Annotated in this window: 21 protein-coding genes; 2 read left to right on the forward strand and 19 right to left on the reverse strand. The window is 64.4% G+C overall.

Annotation, left to right across the window (positions count from 1 at the left end; translation table 11 throughout):
- Window positions 1-66 precede the first annotated feature (66 nt).
- Together AC1L34_RS08955 and guaB are read right to left on the reverse strand one after the other, a co-directional pair.
- Window positions 67-1,233 carry a GuaB3 family IMP dehydrogenase-related protein gene (locus AC1L34_RS08955; RefSeq protein ID WP_424293063.1) on the reverse strand — a complete coding sequence of 389 codons (1,167 nt, stop codon included), beginning with the start codon at window positions 1,231-1,233 and terminating at the stop codon, window positions 67-69.
- Window positions 1,234-1,294: 61 nt separating this feature from the next.
- On the reverse strand, window positions 1,295-2,806 hold the full coding sequence (gene guaB, locus AC1L34_RS08960) for an IMP dehydrogenase (RefSeq protein ID WP_424293064.1): 1,512 nt from the start codon (window positions 2,804-2,806) through the stop codon (window positions 1,295-1,297).
- A 65-nt stretch (window positions 2,807-2,871) separates the two neighbouring features.
- Between guaB and AC1L34_RS08965 the strand changes: the two genes are divergently transcribed.
- Window positions 2,872-3,258: a DUF5319 domain-containing protein gene (locus AC1L34_RS08965; protein WP_424293065.1), complete on the forward strand. Its 387-nt coding sequence runs from the start codon at window positions 2,872-2,874 to the stop codon at window positions 3,256-3,258.
- 96 nt (window positions 3,259-3,354) lie between these two features.
- Here AC1L34_RS08965 and AC1L34_RS08970 read toward each other — a convergent pair whose 3' ends face one another.
- The 4 genes from AC1L34_RS08970 to AC1L34_RS08985 form a co-directional block, all read right to left on the reverse strand.
- Entirely contained in the window at window positions 3,355-4,182 is an 828-nt protein-coding gene (locus tag AC1L34_RS08970) for an anti-sigma-D factor RsdA (RefSeq protein WP_424293066.1), read from the reverse strand.
- Window positions 4,182-4,754: a sigma-70 family RNA polymerase sigma factor gene (locus AC1L34_RS08975; RefSeq protein ID WP_424322536.1), complete on the reverse strand. Its 573-nt coding sequence runs from the start codon at window positions 4,752-4,754 to the stop codon at window positions 4,182-4,184. The genes AC1L34_RS08970 and AC1L34_RS08975 overlap by 1 nt, the downstream gene beginning before the upstream one ends.
- A gap of 71 nt (window positions 4,755-4,825) precedes the next feature.
- On the reverse strand, window positions 4,826-5,626 hold the full coding sequence (locus tag AC1L34_RS08980; RefSeq protein ID WP_424322537.1) for a hypothetical protein: 801 nt from the start codon (window positions 5,624-5,626) through the stop codon (window positions 4,826-4,828).
- Window positions 5,627-5,745: 119 nt separating this feature from the next.
- Window positions 5,746-5,922: a hypothetical protein gene (locus AC1L34_RS08985; protein ID WP_424325557.1), complete on the reverse strand. Its 177-nt coding sequence runs from the start codon at window positions 5,920-5,922 to the stop codon at window positions 5,746-5,748.
- A 159-nt stretch (window positions 5,923-6,081) separates the two neighbouring features.
- On the opposite strand from AC1L34_RS08985, the gene AC1L34_RS08990 reads away from it, so the two are divergent.
- Window positions 6,082-6,378 (forward strand): WhiB family transcriptional regulator, encoded by a 297-nt coding sequence (locus AC1L34_RS08990; protein WP_424322538.1) that lies wholly within the window; start codon window positions 6,082-6,084, stop codon window positions 6,376-6,378.
- A gap of 87 nt (window positions 6,379-6,465) precedes the next feature.
- Here the strand turns inward: AC1L34_RS08990 and groES are convergent, their stop codons facing one another.
- From groES to AC1L34_RS09055, 13 genes are all read right to left on the reverse strand, one after another.
- Window positions 6,466-6,756, reverse strand: a complete 291-nt coding sequence (groES, locus tag AC1L34_RS08995) for a co-chaperone GroES (RefSeq protein WP_424293771.1) — start codon at window positions 6,754-6,756, stop codon at window positions 6,466-6,468.
- A gap of 169 nt (window positions 6,757-6,925) precedes the next feature.
- On the reverse strand, window positions 6,926-7,954 hold the full coding sequence (tsaD, locus tag AC1L34_RS09000) for a tRNA (adenosine(37)-N6)-threonylcarbamoyltransferase complex transferase subunit TsaD (protein WP_424322539.1): 1,029 nt from the start codon (window positions 7,952-7,954) through the stop codon (window positions 6,926-6,928).
- Window positions 7,951-8,487 (reverse strand): ribosomal protein S18-alanine N-acetyltransferase, encoded by a 537-nt coding sequence (gene rimI / locus AC1L34_RS09005; RefSeq protein ID WP_424293769.1) that lies wholly within the window; start codon window positions 8,485-8,487, stop codon window positions 7,951-7,953. Before rimI ends, tsaD begins: the two co-directional genes overlap by 4 nt.
- Entirely contained in the window at window positions 8,480-9,187 is a 708-nt protein-coding gene (tsaB, locus tag AC1L34_RS09010) for a tRNA (adenosine(37)-N6)-threonylcarbamoyltransferase complex dimerization subunit type 1 TsaB (protein WP_424325556.1), read from the reverse strand. The genes rimI and tsaB overlap by 8 nt, the downstream gene beginning before the upstream one ends.
- The gene (gene tsaE / locus AC1L34_RS09015; RefSeq protein WP_424293767.1) at window positions 9,184-9,666 is read right to left on the reverse strand and encodes a tRNA (adenosine(37)-N6)-threonylcarbamoyltransferase complex ATPase subunit type 1 TsaE; all 483 of its coding nucleotides are present in this window, start codon (window positions 9,664-9,666) and stop codon (window positions 9,184-9,186) included. Before tsaE ends, tsaB begins: the two co-directional genes overlap by 4 nt.
- Window positions 9,659-10,840: an alpha/beta fold hydrolase gene (locus AC1L34_RS09020; protein ID WP_424293766.1), complete on the reverse strand. Its 1,182-nt coding sequence runs from the start codon at window positions 10,838-10,840 to the stop codon at window positions 9,659-9,661. The genes tsaE and AC1L34_RS09020 overlap by 8 nt, the downstream gene beginning before the upstream one ends.
- Window positions 10,833-12,056, reverse strand: coding sequence for an alanine racemase (gene alr / locus AC1L34_RS09025; RefSeq protein WP_480035288.1), 1,224 nt, complete (start codon window positions 12,054-12,056; stop codon window positions 10,833-10,835). The genes AC1L34_RS09020 and alr overlap by 8 nt, the downstream gene beginning before the upstream one ends.
- 6 nt (window positions 12,057-12,062) lie before the next feature.
- The gene (locus AC1L34_RS09030; protein ID WP_424293764.1) at window positions 12,063-13,505 is read right to left on the reverse strand and encodes an NAD(P)H-hydrate dehydratase; all 1,443 of its coding nucleotides are present in this window, start codon (window positions 13,503-13,505) and stop codon (window positions 12,063-12,065) included.
- Window positions 13,506-13,585: 80 nt separating this feature from the next.
- A complete protein-coding gene (glmS, locus tag AC1L34_RS09035) occupies window positions 13,586-15,448 on the reverse strand; it encodes a glutamine--fructose-6-phosphate transaminase (isomerizing) (protein WP_424293763.1) in 1,863 nt (620 codons plus the stop codon).
- 18 nt (window positions 15,449-15,466) lie between these two features.
- The gene (locus AC1L34_RS09040) at window positions 15,467-16,324 is read right to left on the reverse strand and encodes a dienelactone hydrolase family protein (protein WP_424293772.1); all 858 of its coding nucleotides are present in this window, start codon (window positions 16,322-16,324) and stop codon (window positions 15,467-15,469) included.
- A gap of 112 nt (window positions 16,325-16,436) precedes the next feature.
- Window positions 16,437-16,691, reverse strand: coding sequence for a hypothetical protein (locus AC1L34_RS09045; RefSeq protein ID WP_424293762.1), 255 nt, complete (start codon window positions 16,689-16,691; stop codon window positions 16,437-16,439).
- Window positions 16,688-17,305, reverse strand: coding sequence for a hypothetical protein (locus AC1L34_RS09050; protein WP_424293761.1), 618 nt, complete (start codon window positions 17,303-17,305; stop codon window positions 16,688-16,690). The genes AC1L34_RS09045 and AC1L34_RS09050 overlap by 4 nt, the downstream gene beginning before the upstream one ends.
- Window positions 17,302-17,679 (reverse strand): hypothetical protein, encoded by a 378-nt coding sequence (locus AC1L34_RS09055; protein WP_480035289.1) that lies wholly within the window; start codon window positions 17,677-17,679, stop codon window positions 17,302-17,304. Before AC1L34_RS09055 ends, AC1L34_RS09050 begins: the two co-directional genes overlap by 4 nt.
- Window positions 17,680-17,714: the final 35 nt, after the last annotated feature.

Raw genomic sequence — 17,714 nt, forward strand, 5'->3', positions numbered from 1 at the left:
CCCGAAAAGACCGCTGCCGCCCGTTGGTTAAACCAGCGAGCGGCAGCGGTGAAGAGCAGGGAGACGTCAGGCGCGGACCGACAGTCCCACCTTCTGGAATTCCTTCAGGTCGGAATAGCCAGCCTTGGCCATGGAACGGCGCAGACCGCCGACCAAGTTCAGCAGGCCGTCAGGGTCGTCGGACGGACCGTTCAGCACCGTATCGAGCGAAGGTCGTCCTTCGTCGAGTGCCACCTGCAGCAGGGCACCGCGCGGGGTATCCGGGTGTGCCGCAGCCGACGGCCAGAACCAGCCGTGGCCGGGAGCCGACGCAGCTGCTGCGAGCGGGGTACCCAGAACTGCTGCATCCGCACCGCAGGCGATGGCCTTGGCGAGGTCGCCCGAGGTGTGGATGTCACCATCGGCGATCACGTGAACGTACCGCCCACCGGTCTCGTCCAGGTAGTCGCGGCGTGCTGCGGCAGCGTCGGCAATGGCCGTGGCCATCGGAACACCGATACCCAGCACCTCGTTGGTCGTGGTGGACCCCTCGGTAGAGCCGTAGCCGACGATCACGCCTGCCGCACCGGTCCGCATCAGGTGCAGTGCCGTGCGGTGGTCGTGGACGCCACCGGCGATCACCGGGATGTCGAGGTCGGCGATGAACGTCTTCAGGTTCAGCGGCTTCACCTCCGACTCATCGTCGTCGGTGCGGTCAACCAGGGTCACGTGCTCTGCGGAAATGATGGTGCCGTGAACCACCAGGACTTCCGCGCCCGCCGCGATCAGCGTCGGCGTCAACTCGGGTGCGTGCTGCGGGCTCACGCGCACGGCGGTGGTGACACCGGCCGCCCGAATCTCAGCGACCGCTTTCGACAGGAGGTCAGGGTTGATTGGTGCCCGATGTAGTTCCTGCAGGCGACGAATGGCTGCCGACGGGTCGGGATTGTTTTCCGCAATCTCGACCAATTCGGCGATCTTTTCCTCGACCTGCTCGTGGCGGGCCCACAGGCCTTCGCCGTTGAGGAGGCCCAAGGCTCCGGCCTGGCCCATGGCAATCGCCGCAGCGGGCGAACCGAGGGCGTCCGTCGGGTGGTTCAGGATGGGTGAATCGAAGCGGTAAGCATCGATCTGCCAGGAAGTCGAAACGTTCTTCGACGACCGTGTCCGACGAGAGGGGACAATCGAAATGTCTTCCAATTCGTACGTCCGGCGGGCCGTCCGTCCCATACCGAATTCGACGAGGTCACGCACTATTGCGCCTTTCTAGTGGACTTCCGATGAACAGCTACGGCGAAGGCCGCCGCAAACCGGCTCAGCGTGAATAGTAGTTGGGCGCCTCAGCGGTGAGGGTGATGTCGTGAGGGTGGGACTCTTTCAGACCCGCCGCGGTGATCTGAACGAAGCGCGCTTGCTGCAGGTCGTCGATCGTTTGCGAACCCGTGTACCCCATCGCGGCACGCAGTCCACCGGTCAACTGGTGGATCACCTGCGACAGCGGACCGCGGAACGGAACCCGGCCTTCGATACCTTCGGGAACGAGCTTGTCTTCAGCGAGGACGTCGTCCTGGAAGTAGCGGTCCTTGGAGTACGACTTGCCCTGGCCGCGTCCCTGCATGGCACCCAGCGACCCCATGCCACGGTAGCTCTTGAACTGCTTGCCGTTCACCAGCACCAACTCACCGGGCGACTCAGCGGTACCCGCCAACAGCGAGCCCAGCATTGCGGTCGACGCGCCGGCGGCCAACGCCTTGGCGACATCGCCCGAGTACTGGAGACCACCGTCGGCGATGACGGGGATCCCAGCGGGCGCACAGGCTGCGCTGGCCTCGAGGATCGCGGTGATCTGCGGCGCACCAACACCGGCGACGACGCGCGTGGTGCAGATGGAACCGGGACCGACACCGACCTTGACCGCGTCAACACCGGCATCGATCAGCGCCTGAGCACCTTCGCGGGTGGCGACGTTGCCGCCGATGAGCTGTACGCGATCACCGATCTCAGCCTTGAGCTTGGCGATCATCTCCAGCACGCCGCGCGAGTGGCCGTGCGCACTGTCGACAACCAGCACATCAACGCCAACCTCGGCGAGTGCGAGCGCGCGCGTCCAGGCTTCGTCGCCCGCACCGACCGCCGCACCGACGAGCAGTCGACCATCGGCATCCTTGGTGGCGAGCGGGTGCTGCTCGGTCTTCACGAAGTCCTTGACCGTGATGAGGCCGGTCAGCTTGCCTGCTCCGTCGACGATCGGCAGCTTCTCAATTTTGTGACGACGCAACAGCCCGAGCGCGGCTTCCGCGGACACGCCTTCGGCGACGGTGATCAGCGGTGCCGGGGTCATTACCTCGGACACCTGACGAGAACTGTCGGCTTCGAAGAGCATGTCGCGGTTGGTGATGATGCCCACAAGGTCGCCGCCCTTGTCGACGACGGGCAGGCCAGAAATCCGGTAACGCCCACAGATCGCGTCAACCTCGGCGAGGGTGTCGGTCGGGAGGCAGGTCACCGGATCGGTAACCATTCCGGCCTCGGAGCGCTTCACGGTGTCAACAGCGGCGACCTGCGCCTCGACCGACAGGTTGCGATGCAGGACGCCCATGCCACCGGCGCGGGCCATGGCGATCGCCATGCGCGCTTCAGTGACTGTGTCCATAGCCGAACTCACGAGAGGCACCTTGAGGGTGATTCCGCGAGTCAATTTCGATGAGGTATCCACCGCGTTGGGGACCACCTCGGAGGCTGCCGGCAACAGCAGCACGTCATCGAAGGTGAGTCCGAGCATTTGGACCTTGTTTGGATCATCTCCACCAGTACGTACCTGCGTCATCTATACATCGTATCCACTGCGAAACGAGTGCGCCGTTGGCGTCCGGTTTCAGCTACGGTGGAAGCGTGCATGACCAGTTCCCTGGGCTCCCGCCAGATCCGTTCGCCGGAGACCCTGACGACCCCGCTTCGGCACTCGAGGCCCTCGACCCCGGAATCCCCCTTGACGAGGGAGAACGCACCGCTGTCGAGGAGGATCTCGCTGACCTCGACGTGTACCAACGCCTGCTCCACCCCCGGGGTGTTCGCGGGTTGGTGGTGATGTGCGAGGACTGTCGTGAAGATCACTACCACGACTGGGACATGCTTCGTTCAAATCTGAAGCAGTTGCTCATTGATGGTTCCGTGCGGCCACACGAACCGGCCGTCGATCCGCAGCCCGAGGACTACGTCACGTGGGACTACTGCCGTGGCTACGCCGACGCCTCGCTGCACTATCACGAGCGCTACTAGCTGCCAGCAGACCTGTAGCAGACGCAAATCAAACAGCGCCGCCGATCGTTACCTGGACTGGTAACAATCGGCGGCGTTGTTTATTGCTCTTGTTAACTACTCAGCTGGTGAAGTACTCGTCACCAGGCTTGAAGCAGGCGTTGACGACGAAGGCTTCGGGGTTTCAGACTTGGTCGGCGTCGGGGTCTTGGTACTCGACTGAGTACTCGGCGGCGTACTGGTCTCCGACGGCGTGGTCGGATCAGTCGTCGGTTCCTCAGGCACCGTCGTGTCGGTTACCGTGGGCACTGAAGAAGTAGACGGCAAGGCTGGCAGCGAGGGAATCAACGCGCCGGGATCCTGCTGCTTGATCTCGTCAATCATTTCCCGGAGTTGGTTGACCTCGTCCTTGTCGCGGATGGGGCCAAGATCGTCTTCCGCCTTGGCAATCAACTTCTTGGCTTTGACGGTGTCGCCCGCGGCCAGCGCCTTGCGGGCCTCGTTGATGTTGCCTTGGGCATCCATCCGGGCCTGGGTCTGCTGGGCCTGTTCGGAGAACACGACCTGTTTCACGTTCCACAGCGGATCACCCGGTTGCGAGCCCTCCGACAACACCAGGAGACCGGCTCCGGCAATTGCGAGGATCGCCGCCGCACCCGAGATGATGCGTAGCCTGCGCGAGAGGCCGCCGCGACTTTCGCGTTCATTCACGCGAACGATCGCTTCTTCGACGGCGTTGATCGTCGGTGCGGTGGGCATCGGCGTCGCCAGCGTATCTGCGCGCCAGCCAGCGATCAGACCTGCGAGTTGGTATTCGGTCTCATCGTTGATGATGGCCGCGCGTCCGGCAGCGAGGTCGTCAATGAATGCATCGTCACGGCGAACCGCAGACACGTCGATTGGGCCGCTCGACATGTCGTCTGAGGACATGTTGTCTTCGGTCATCAACGCTCACCCCTTGGATCAATAGTTTTCTTCAGTTTGGCGAGTGCCCGATGCTGGGCAACACGGACTGCTCCGGGACTGCTGCCGACCATTTCTGCGGTTTCTTCCGCAGACAGCCCCACGACCAGTCGCAGCACCAAGATCTCGCGCTGCTTCTCTGGCAGGATCGTCAGCAGTTCTCGCATCTGCCGCGAGGCGTCCGATTCGAGAGCGGACTGTTCGGGTCCGTTCGCGAAATCCACGTAGTCGGGAACTTCGTCGACAGGATCGGCTTTGACTCGCGCAGCCGACCGCATCGCGTCGGCAACCTTGTGCGAGGCGATGCCGTAGACGAATGCCATGAAAGGCCGCCCTTGGTCTTCGTACCTGGGCAAAGCTGTCATTACCGCCATCAACACCTCCTGCGCTACGTCGTCGGCCGAGAACAAGTGCCGTTCACCAACACCGATGCGTCCCCGGCAGTACCGCAAGACTGGCTCACGTACTGATTCGAGAACTGAGTTCAGCGCTTGACGGTCGCCGCCAGCTGCTGCACGGACCGCTTGACCCAACGCCTCACCTGTCAGTTTCATCGTCGCTTCGGTGCCCAAGTGTTACGCATTCGAGAAGAAATGACTGAAGCTCTTCTTTGTGCCGTCTTCCGTCAGTCATTGATCAAGCCTACCGATCCACGATTGTCCGGTTCCGCAACGGGCACAAAGGGCATGCCCCAGTCGATCAACACCGCTTGCAACTCGGCAGCTCGAGCGGCGGCTTCGCCTCCATCCGGGCGCAATCCGGCGAGCATGGTGCGCGCCGCCCATTCCAAGGGCGCGAGGCCGGCCGCGGCGCAGTCGTTGGCGATCCGTTCAGCATCGTCGGCGGCAGTGTCGCCGTTACTTGCCGCGGTGGCGATGAGCGCAGTCTTGAGCCGATGCCGGATCGACGGCGCGTCGGCCGCCAACTCAACGGCCCGCGCGGCGAGGCTGGCTGCGGGAGCACCCGAGTAGAGAGCCAATTCGGTGCGTACCCATGCAAGGCGCAGCTGGAGCCTGCCATCACAAGCCCATTGCGGCTCATAGTCCGTTTGGGCCGACCACAGTTGTGCTGCGGCACGATCGAGAAGTCGACGAGAGCCGTCGAAATCCCAAATCCCCAGACTGTCTGCTGCCAGTCCCACCAAAGCGTCAATCTGGGCTGCACGCGCCCAGGGGCTGGCAGTGCGCGCCTGCGCCGCCACCAGCAGCGCCGCCCCGTCGTCTATCTGCGCGTCGGCGTGCCGACCGGCCTGGCGGGTCAGCGAAGCCCTCGTCGACAACGACAGAGACTTCACGGCTGCGTCGACTCGCGGGTCGCGGAGCAGGTCGGCCACCACGGTCCGTGCGGCAGCCGCGCGCCCGCGAGCGCCGAGTTCCACGGCGTCGACCCATCGCATCAGGCTGGCGACATCACCACTCAAGGCCATTTCCGTCTGAAAAACTTCCCGAGGATCAGCCCACCACTGGTCCAACATTTCCCAACACGCCTTTCGTCAATCGCGCTCCGATGAGGAATACAGATTGCATTTCGACTAACAAACGATGATCAAACGGCGGCACATTTGCCCCAACCGAAAACTCCCGTTAGCGCTGCCGTTACTTTCGTAAGCTTGCGCTCCATCTTCTCATTGACGCCCGGACCATCGGGAATCGCCTGCAAGCAGCCAGCTTCTGGCGAATATCCGCAGGTCAGGGCGAACAAGGTCGGACCACTGCGGGCCACACTATCAGCATATAGTGGCCTTCATCACGTCACTTGCCGTTCATCTAGCGAATCGAAAAGTCCGACAAAAAGGCCCCGTGAGCGGGTTTGACTCTCTTTTCTGAACACACATACCGTGACACTCGTAGGTAATAGGCGTTTCCCATTCAGGAGCGAATTTTGACGACCACACTTGACCGACTGCCCGGCCCCAACTCGGATTTCTGGGATTGGCAGATGAACGGTAAATGCCGCGGCCTCGAATCAGCAGTCTTCTTCCATCCCGAAGGAGAGCGCGGCCAAGCCCGGATGCGACGTGAACGCCAGGCCAAGCAGGTCTGCGCAGCGTGCCCCGTCTTGACCCAATGCCGATCGCACGCCTTGAGCGTCGACGAGCCATACGGTATCTGGGGTGGCCTCACCGAGTCCGAACGAAACCAGATGCGCCGCCGCAACCCGGGTCGCATCGCCAGTTAGGTCAACTTCCAGGTACAAAAGCTTTCAAATACAAAGAAGCCCCGGTTGATATTCAACCGGGGCTTCTTTAGTTTGCTGCAGGCTATATCAGCCAACAACGGCGAGGATGTCGCGAGCCGACAGGATCAGGTATTCCTGACCGTCGTACTTAACCTCGGTTCCGCCGTACTTGCTGTAGATAACGACGTCGCCTTCCTTGACGTCGACCGGGATCCGGGTGCCCTGGTCGGTGACGCGGCCTGCGCCAACGGCGATGACCTTGCCCTCCTGGGGCTTCTCCTTCGCCGAGTCCGGGATGACCAGACCGGAGGCGGTAGTGGTCTCAGCCTCGACGGCCTGAACGAGGATCTTGTCCTCAAGCGGCTTAATGTTCGCCACGATGTCAGTCCTTCTCTTCGTGTAACTGATGGGAAAGTTTTTGGCCCCCAGTTCGCTTCACCGCGTCGTCGCGGGTGCCGCAGTGTCGCCGTTTAGGAGCCAACTAGCACTCTACCCATGCGAGTGCCAGCTCTCAACAGCTAGGGTGACGAATCTCGAACTTGATCGCTTAGAGCTTACTGACCTGCACGCTCATCCCCGGATCCGTGGCGACCGTCAACGGCGACGGATCGGCACCCCCACCGATGACATGCGCACCGAGCGTCGCGACCATGACACCGTTGTCCGTGCACAGCCGCGGCTTGGGGACCCGCAGGTCAATACCCGCGGCAGTCGTACGTTCCTCGGCGAGGGACCTAATCCGAGAATTGGCCGTTGCACCCCCGCCGAGGACCAACGTGTCGACCCCGCGGTCGCGGACCGCACGGATTGCTTTGGCCGTCAGCACATCCGCGACGGCTTCCTGGAACGATGCCGCAACGTCGGGCACTGACACCGATCGACCGGCGCGCACTGCGCTCTCCACATAGCGCGCGACGGCCGTCTTCAGCCCACTGAACGAAAAGTCGTACGGCGCATCACGCGGTCCGGTCATGCCGCGCGGGAAGGCGATCGCGTTCGGATCACCGTCGCGGGCAGCCTCGTCGAGGGCTGGACCGCCCGGGTAACCGAGGTCAAGGAGTCGGGCAACCTTGTCGAATGCTTCGCCAGCGGCGTCGTCGACCGTGGTCCCGAGCTCGACAATCGGTCGGGAAAGGTCCTCTACCCCGAGCAGGTGGGTGTGTCCGCCCGAAACGAGCAGCGCGACCGCCGATTCCATCGGCCCGTGCTCAAGGGTGTCAACGGCAACGTGCCCACCGAGGTGATTGACCGCGTAAAGGGGAACGTCCCAGGCGAGTGCATAGGCTTTCGCTGCTGCGACACCCACCAGGAGCGCGCCAGCCAAGCCGGGTCCGATGGTGACGGCGATCGCATCGGGACGGTCGATTTTGGCCGCTTCGCGAGCCCGAGTCATCGTTGGGACCATCGCCTGCAGATGAGCGCGTGAGGCCACTTCGGGAACCACGCCGCCATAGCGAGCGTGCTCGTCGACACTCGAAGCGACTTCGTCGGCCAGGAGCGTGGCGGCGTGACCGTCCCACTCCACAATGCCTACGCCGGTCTCGTCGCACGAGCTTTCAATGCCCATCACGATCATGAGTTCGCTGGCCCTTCTAACGGTTTTGCCTGCTCGCGGCCCGATGCTTCTTCTCGTACCCGTGCAGGACGCACCATCGTGTACGCGTCGGCACCCGACGGTTGATAGTAGTTCTTTCGCACGCCCGCGGTCTCGAAGCCATATCGCCGATAGAGCGTAATAGCTGGGTCGTTGTCGGTGCGTACCTCCAGGAATACCGGCGCATAGGCAGCGTCGGCAACTTCCAGCATCGCTTCGAGCAACGCCCGACCGTATCCGAAACCCTGGAATGCGGGGTCAACGCCGATCGTGTGGACCTCGCATTCGTGGTCCCCCGCCGGCCCAAGCATACTGATTCCCGCGTAACCAACGATGAGCGCGCCCGGTTCCGTTCGGGCCGCAAAATAGGTGTTGTAGTTGGCGCGCAATTCGGCGACGAAGCCTTCGAGTGGCCACGGCGAATCGCCAGCGAAAAGGATCTGCTCAATCTCGGCGCACCGGACCAGGTCCGACGGCGCGAGCGGGTCGATCAGTGGGCCCTGGCGATCAGGCATCGGCGACTGGGGGCAGCAACGACTTGCGCTTCTGGTCTTTGAGTTCCACCGCGTCCGGTCGGCGCAGGTACAACGGTGTCAGCATTTCGTTGGGAGCACTCGTCAAAACACGTTCGGCGGCCGCGGCAGCTAATGATGCAGCGGTCGGCGCAACCGACTCGGTGCCCGCGAATCCGAATCGCTCGGCAAAGCGTGGCTCGGCCAGCAGTTCGGCGGGCGGTTGCTCGCCGAACTGTTCGACGAGATTGTCGGGTGCCTGCACATCGGGCCCGGCGATGCGCTCTCCCTCCGCATAGAGAGCCCAGTACACCTCCCGACGTCGGGCATCGGTCAGGATTAGTCGCGTTCCGCCATCCAGCGGCGGGGCCGCGAGGTTAATGGCGTCGAGCGTTCCGACCCCATAGGCGGGAAGGCCGAGCGCATCGGCGTAAGCCGATCCGGTAGCCATGCCAACGCGCAGCCCAGTGAACGGGCCGGGACCACACCCTACGACCACCGCGGTGAGGTCGGAACCGGCGATGCCAGCTTCGGCGAGTACCTCGCGCATAAGGGTGGTGAGCACCTCGGCGTGCCTGCGCTGTTCGGTGACGATCCGTTCAGCGACGGCTCGTGCCGAGCCGTCAGCACGCAGTTCCACCACCCCGGTGACCACTGCCGACGTCGCGGTGTCGAGCACCAGTACTCGTACCGGTTCGGTCATCGGTTTACCCACTCCCAAGTCACATGTCGGGTCTCGGTGTCGTCATCGCGACGCAGCCGCACCATCAAGTACTCCTCGACGAGGCGTTCGACGACACCTTCGCCCCATTCCACAACAATGACACTGCTTTCCAAGTCGGTGTCGAGGTCGAGCGCGTCGAGATCATCGAGGCCGCCGAGCCGGTAGGCGTCGACGTGGACCAAGCCCGGCCCGCCGGCTGGCCCGGGCCGATGTTCGCGCGCGATGATGAAAGTTGGCGAAGAAATCCGCCCCGAAACCCCAAGCCCGGCACCTATCCCCCTGGTGAGGGCAGTTTTTCCGGCTCCGAGCGGGCCGTCAAGGATCACCAAGTCACCGGGCACCAGCATCGCTGCCAAGTCTTTGCCGAGCGACTCGGTGTCGATGACGTCGGGCAAGTCCCGGGCCCCGGATTCGCCTCGCTTCATTTCTCCGACTCCCGTGCCATCGCGGTCACTCATGCGCGTTTGCCTTCCGCCTGCGACGCCACGGCATCATCGGGCGGCCGAGCGCCAGGCGCGACCGTGAAACAAGGTCGTCAATACCTTCGGTGACCAACTCGGGCGCTTCCAACGGCAGCATGTGACCGCAGCCTTCGCCAATGACGAGCCGCGAGTCCGTTCCCAGCTGCGCGTAAATGCTCAGCGAGTTCGGCAGCGGCGTCAGCAGGTCCTCGTCCCCGGCCATGACAACAGTCGGGACCTGTGCGATTACCGGGATGGCGGTGGTCTCGTCGTGACTTTCGAGCACGGCCAGAAAGTTCACCATGGTGGCAATTGGGGTGTTCTGAATCATCGCCTCCACCGCCCGGCCGCAGGCCGGACTGTAGTAATCGGGGCCGAAGCTCGCGGCGATGAGCACCGGTTGCAATGCGCGCCGCGTGATGCCGCGACCAGCCTCGACCGCCCGTGGGATCAGCCGGACCGACACCCGCAGGGCATCCATCACCGGATTGCGCAGCCCTTCCCCGAGGCCGGCTTCGGTAAGCCCCCGCGCCGCCGTCGACACCAGGGCGACGCCCGCGATGCGCCCGGAATGGGCAAACAGTCCGGAGTGTCGGCGTGCCAGCGACATGATCGACATGCCGCCCATCGAATGACCAACCAGGACTACCGGTCCGGTCGGTGCCATGGTCCGGATGACGGCGGCGAGGTCGTCGCCCAATTGCGCCATGGTGCTTGACTCCGCGGATGCGGGGTCGCTGGCACCGTGGCCACGCTGGTCGTAGAAGACCATTTGGATGCGCCGGTCGGCCCACTTCTGTGCCAGGGCGTACCGCTGAAAGTGCCACGCCGCCATGCGGAGGGTGAAGCCATGCACAAAGATCACGGTCAGTTCGGGGGTCGCCGTGCGCCCCCACGACGCATTCGCCGCCGGGTCGGGACTACCCGTCATGACGGTCCGGACCGCCAATGCCACCCCGTCATCGGCAACCACGGTCGCCACGTCGTCGCGATAGATGGATTTGAAGTCCACGCCAGCGTGGGGATCGATGCGCGTAGACGACTTTCCTCCGCGGCGTCGTCGCATGGCCCCGGTCGCGGTCTGAGCACCTAACGAGGTGACCTGCTGCAAACCCGATCGCCATGCGCCCTGAGCGCTTGGCTCGCCGCGCATGCCTTGAGATCTAGCCATCGGAATCTCCCAACGGGTCGTTCACGTACCGGCGAACAGCGCGGGAGCCGATGCGCGAAATGATCTCGTAGTCGATGGTGCCGGTGGCATCGGCCCAGTCGGTAGCTGTCGGGACTGGATCTACAGCGGGTGTGATCGAGGAGGTCGCCGCGGCGGCCGGACCGAACAGGACCGCACGGTCCCCTTCGGCTACACCGCCACCGTCTGGACCAAGGTCGATCACCAATTGGTCCATGCAGATGCGCCCAACGCCGGGGAATAGCCGTCCGTTCACGTGGACGGTGATCGACCCGGAAAGGAGCCGTGGGACACCGTCAGCATATCCAGCGGGTACCACCGCGAGCATCGTGTCTTCCGGAGCCTCCCAGGTGTGTGAGTACGAGACTCCTTGTCCGGCAGACACTGCCTTGATCAACGAAATCCGGGACTCGAAGGTCATCGCGGGAATCAGGCCGAAGTCGCCGAGCTCGGGAATCGGCGAATACCCGTAAATCGACAGGCCGGGCCGGACCGCGTCGTGTGCCAGATCCGGGCGAGTCAGCGCAGCTGGCGAGTTCGCGATATGCACCAGTTTGGGTGTCAGGCCGCGGCGCCGGAGGTCGGCAACGGCCTCGTCGAGTCGCTGCGACTGCACCGAGTTCAACGGATGGTCGGGCACGTCGCCGAACGCGAGGTGGCACATCACCGTGCTGAGTTCGACGGCACCTTCGGCGACCGCGGACGCCAGCAGATCTGCGGTTCGATCCCATTCGTCGAGGCTGATGCCACTTCGAGCAAGGCCGGTATCGACCTTCAACGACACCGTGGCACTCTGCCCGAGAGTGCGGGCGGCATCGATCACCCGAGCGAGTTGGCGTGGTGAGGAGACAGCAATATCGATATTGTCGGCGACGCCGCCAGCAAAGTCTGCCTGCGGCGTGTGCAGCCAAGCGATCAAGTGTCCGTTAATGCCGCCGGCCCGTAACGCGCGCGCTTCTTCGATCTGCGCCACGCCAAGTGCAATCGCACCGGCGGCGAGGGCGGTCCGACCGACGCGCAATGCACCATGGGCGTATCCGTCAGCTTTCACAACGGCGATCACGTCGGTGCCCGAGCGGTCCCGCAGCACTCCCACGTTGTGCGCGATCGCCCCGAGATCGACCGTCGCGTAGAGGTTTGCGGCGTGAAGATCAACGGGTTCACTGTTCGGGGGCTTGCCCTGTGCGCGTGGTTCCATCACCTTCTATTGTCGCAAATCCAAAAGTTCCCGCAGCACCGGTGCGACCTGATCGCGCAGTGCGACCGCGTTGGTGGGTGCTCCCCCGCTGGCGCGCGCTGCCGCCCGAGCGTGGACGCGTGCGGCGGCGGCCCCGGCGATTCGAGGTGAAAGTCCGGCTGCCAGGAGTGATCCGGCAACCCCGGAGAGCACGTCGCCCGCCCCGGCGGTCGCCGCCCACGACGACCCGGCGTCATTACCGGTGACGTGCCCATCTGGATCGGCAACCAACGTAATTCGCCCCTTGAGCAGCACCGTTGCGTTGAGGTCTGCGGCGAGGCCGCGGACCGCGGCAAGCCGGTCGGGTCCGACTTGCTGGCCGGTGAACCTCGCGAACTCGCCCGCGTGCGGGGTCAAGAGCGTGGGTGCGGTGCGGCCGGCTAACAAGTCGGGGCTGCGGGCCAGAACGGTCAGGGCGTCGGCGTCGACGAGGGTGGGAATGTCGGCGGCCAGCACATCGGCGAGCAGTTCGTGTGCCTGGTCACCCGTCCCAAATCCGGGGCCGACCACCCACGCTTGGACTCGTCCAGCCTGCGCGAGGGCCCGCGTGGCAACCACTTCCGGCGAGACCGCGAGCACTTCGGCCACCGCCGGACCAACGTAGCGGGTCATGCCGGACGTCGCCGCGACCGCGGCGGATGTCGCCAGGACCGCCGCCCCCGGGTAGGTGCTGGATCCGGCGATGATGCCGACCACGCCCTGGGTGTATTTGTCGTCGGTCGGTCCCGGTAGCGGCCACACGGCAGCAATGTCGGCGTCGGTGAGGCTCGTCAGCATTGGCGCGGGCAGATCAAGGCCGATGTCGGCGACCACCGTAGCCCCGCAATTCGGGCCGGCCAGTAGGTGCGCGTACCGCTGGACACCAAACGTCACGCACACGTCGGCACGAACGGACGGTTCATGGATGACCCCGGTATCGGGGTCGATACCGGACGGCAGATCCACGGATACGACGGTGGCAGCCGTGTTGTCGGCCGAGGCCCTGGCGAGGCGGGTAAAGATTTCCGCCGCGGCCGGGCGCAGTGGTCCACGACCGCCGAGGCCGACAATGGCGTCGACCGCTACGTCTACTTGGCCCGGCACCTGGGCGACGACGCGGCCTCCGGCCCGACGCAGCGCGCCGAGGCCTTCGCGGTGGACGCGATCGGAATCGAGCAGCAAAGCGCTCACCGCTACCCCACGACGGGCAAGGATAGCTCCGGCGTACAGCGCATCACCGCCGTTATTTCCTGCCCCAACCACCAGCAGCACCTGTCTGCCGTAGACAGCACCGGTCCGCTGGCGCAGTTGATCGAGCACCACCCCGGCGACCGCGTTGGCGGCACGCGCCATCAATACCCCGCCTGTCAACAGGGAGCCGGTGGCCACCTCAGCGTCGCGGATTGCCTCAGCGGTGTAGTAGCCGATCACCGTTCTACCTAATCACGGTCGTGTGACAAACGGGGTTGTGACAAGCGTCGTACGCCAACGAACCGGGATATTCGCCGTGCCTATTCGACGGTGACGGACTTGGCGAGGTTGCGGGGCTTATCGACGTCATACCCACGTTCCTGTGCGACCGTCGCCGCAAATACCTGCAGCGGCACCGTGGAAACCAGCGGTTGCAGGAGCGTCGGCGTGTGTGGGATCGGGATCAGATGATCGGCAACCTCCGCGGCCGCCTTGTCGGTGGGCTCGGCGATCACGATGGTCTTGGCACCGCGCGCTTGGATCTCGCGGATGTTGCTGATCATCTTCGAGTGCAGCAGCGCACGACCCTCGGGTGACGGCATCACAATAATGACCGGCAGCCCGTCCTCGATGAGTGCGATCGGACCGTGCTTGAGTTCGCCAGCGGCAAAGCCCTCAGCGTGGATGTAGGCCAGCTCCTTGAGCTTGAGTGCGCCCTCGAGCGCCACCGGGTAGCCGACGTGGCGACCCAGGAACAAGATGGTGTCGTTCGAAGCCAGGTCGCGCGCCAAGTCTCGAACCGGCTCCATCTGCTCGAGAACCTTTTCCAACACCGCCGGGATACGTTCGAGTGCTTCAAATTCGCGGGTCACTTCGTCCGCGTATTTGGTTCCGACGGCCTGAGCGAGGGCCAATCCCACCATGTAGGCGGCGGCGATCTGCGCGAGGAAGCACTTCGTCGATGCGACACCAATTTCGGGTCCGGCGTGCGTGTAGAGGACCGCATCGGATTCACGGGGAATCTGCGCGCCGTTGGTGTTGCAGATCGCGAGGACTCGGGCCTTCTGGTCTTTGGCGTGCCGGACAGCTTCCAGGGTGTCTGCGGTTTCGCCCGACTGACTGATGGCGACAACGAGCGTCGAACGGTCCAGAACGGGGTCGCGGTAGCGGAATTCGCTGGCGAGTTCGACCTCGACGGGCAGACGTGTCCAGTGCTCGATCGCGTACTTGGCGATCATGCCCGCGTGGTACGCGGTGCCACAGGCCACGACGAAAACCTTGTCGACATCCCGCAGATCCTGATCAGTGAGCCGCTGTTCGTCGAGCACGATGCGGCCATTATCCAGGTGCCCCAACAGCGTATTCGCGAGGGCTTCGGGCTGCTCGGCGATCTCCTTGAGCATGAAGTAGTCGTAGCCGCCCTTCTCTGCGGCTGCCAGGTCCCAATCGATGTGGAAGGGCGTGCCGCCGGTTGGGTTGCCGTCAAAGTCGGTGATGTCGTAGGTGTCGCTGGTGATGACGACGACCTCGTCTTGCCCGAGTTCCACCGCATTGCGGGTGTGTTCGATGAACGCGGTGACGTCGGACGCGACAAACATTTCGCCGTCGCCCACGCCGACCACCAGCGGGGTGGACCGGCGCGCAGCCACGATCACGTCGGAGTGGTCGGCGTGCGTGAAGACGAGCGTGAAGGCGCCCTCTAGACGTCGCAGGGCGTTGTAGGCCGAGGCCACGAAGTCGCCGGCATTCGCGCCCGATGCATACTCGCGTTCCATCAGGTGGACGGCGGTCTCGGTGTCGGTATCGGACAAAAACTCGACGCCCGAGTCCTCCAACTCGGCACGCAATGGCGCATAGTTTTCGATGATGCCGTTGTGCACCACCGCGATCTTGCTGTCAGTACTGACATGCGGGTGAGCATTGCGGTCGGTCGGCTGCCCGTGAGTAGCCCACCGGGTGTGCCCCATGCCGGTGGCGCCGGTCAGCGTTTCGGTGCCGACGGTCGCGATTTGTTTGTCGAGGTTCTCCAGCCGACCAGCCTTTTTCTCGACCGCGAGGGAACCTTTACCGTCCAAAATGGCAACGCCAGCCGAGTCATAGCCGCGGTACTCCATCCTGCGGAGGGCGTCCACGACGATATCGAGCGCTTCGCGCTTGCCCACATAACCCACGATTCCACACATGGGTACCAAGAATAGCGGTCAGCGCGAGCGGGGCTTGGACCCGAGCAATGCCGAGACGTGGTCGAGTTCGCTGCGCTCGGCGGTCTCGATGTCGACAGCCAGCACATCGCCCATTGTTGCCTCGGGGTCAGAGAAGGCCGCATACCGACCATCGCCTGCGAGTCGATGCAGGAAAAACCCGGTGAGCTGGGCTCGAACCGCTTTGTGGACCTTGGAGTCGGCACCGTTTCCGCCGATCAAAGACTTGACCGAGGGTCGCTCAATCAAGTCCTTATCGGTGGCCCCGGCCAATGTGCGCAACACCACATCTCCGGGCAAACCTTCCGCGATCGCGAGTGCATTCCCGGTCATCGACGCAAGGTGCGCGGAGCCTGCGACAATCAACGACGGCGCCGCCACAGTCTTCACTGCCTCGTGCAGGTCGGCGGTCGTTGGCGCCGGGAACAGGGCCGCCGTTGCCGCAAACGACATCGGCGGGCGTCCCAGGAGAATCTGGTCCGATGCCGCGCGGATCGCGGCGGCCGCCCCGAATCCGTGTCCAACGACGCCGACGCGCGACGGGTCGACCGTCACGCTGCCATCGCCGAGTTGGACGCTCTTGACGACGGTCGCTGCGGCGCGCAGATCGGTGCCGAGGTCAATGTCGGAGGCGAACGGTCCGCGGCTACCGTCAGGTGCGGCAACCACGATGCCCCACGAGGCGAGGTGGAATAGCAGGTCTCGGTACCGGGTGCTGCTGACCAGCCATCCGTGCCCGAAGGCGACGGCCGGTAGGTCCTTGCCGGTGCGCGGGGCAAAGATTTGGCCCGACATCCCGACGATGCCCAGGTCGCCGCGGTCGACCTTGTAGGGCCCGCGGCGGGCGAGAGTTGCCATCGCCAGGTCGGCCGCTAACGGCTCAACCTTCTTCTTCCCGATTTTCCTGTTCCCGAACACGCCCTAACCCTATGACACCGCATGTCTGGCGCGCGCTCCACCGGTCAACTCCTCACCGTCGGCGGATCCTCGGTCGCGCCGCGTCGAGGTTTGCAGGCAGTAGCAGTTGGGGCACCACGGTGCTGGCGGCGTCGGAGTCTGCTTCGAGGCGGGCCCGCAACCGACGGATGCGTGCCGGTTCCTGCCGTTGCGGCACCGTTGCGGTTAGCGCGTTAAGACGGTCCCGATAACGCCGATCGGCGACGTCGAAAGCAGCGGCGGCGGCGGTGCCCAGTTCATCGAGACGGGCGAACATCGCGGTAGTCATTGCATATCCGCCAGCGCGAGTTCGCCGTCGGACCCGACCTGCGCGGCCCAGGCGGTGGCGACCTCGGTGAGTACCTCACGGATACTGTCGCTGGCTGTGACCCCGGCAGTCTCGGCGTACTCGAGTCGAGCCTGAATTTCACCGCGCAGGGCGTGCGGACTCAATGTCCCGGAGTTGAGGGCAGCGGGCAATGCGTCGAGATCGAAGCCGCTTAGCCGTGGCGTACTGACCAAGTCGAGGACTCCTCGATGACGCCCCAGGATGCCGTCGAGCACGATAGCTGCCTGTGCGGTTGCCGCGGCACCGTCGTTGAGGTTGCGGCTGAGGTCCGCAAGGCCGGCACCGACGCTGCGCAGGACGCCGCCTGCCGCGCGCCCCGATCTGCCGGACCAATCCGCGGGCGACTGATCATCAAGCACGCTTGACATCCCAATAGCGTGCGCGATGTCCCCCGCGAGCGCCGTTAACCGTCGGGCGTCGTCGACGAAGTTGCTGAAGCGGAATTCATCAACGCCATGGTGGGGGCGTCGGACTGTGGCGTCGTCCGCACTGGTGAGGCCTAGTTCTCGGCACGCGGCGATCAGCGACACGAATGGGTCAACGCACGATGTCATCGCGACCACCTGGTGACGGCTACGACTGCCGCGTCTTCGGTAGCGGCGAAGGCTCGACCGGCACGAGACAGGTCGGTGGCCAGCGCGTCCACGGAACTGCCGCAGGCACGCAACTGCGACCCTAGTTCCCGGAGTCGCTCGGCGGTCGCGATTGCGGCCCGGTGGGCGGGCCCGGTGTCTGCCCAGTCGCATAGCCCGCCGCCGCTGAGGTCGGCCGCACTCGTGGCCAGGGTTGTCGAGATGACGTGCTGTGCTGCTGTCAGCTTGGCGAGGGTATCGAGATCGACGCGCATTCCGTCGCTGCCCGTCCCATAGCCATCGCTGGTGTACGCCGCATCTCCGCTGTCACGTTGGTCCTCGCCGTCACTTCGCACATGACTTAGACGCGCACGGTCCCGGTTCGGTTCCA

Source organism: Gordonia sp. 34D (genome assembly GCF_056682775.1).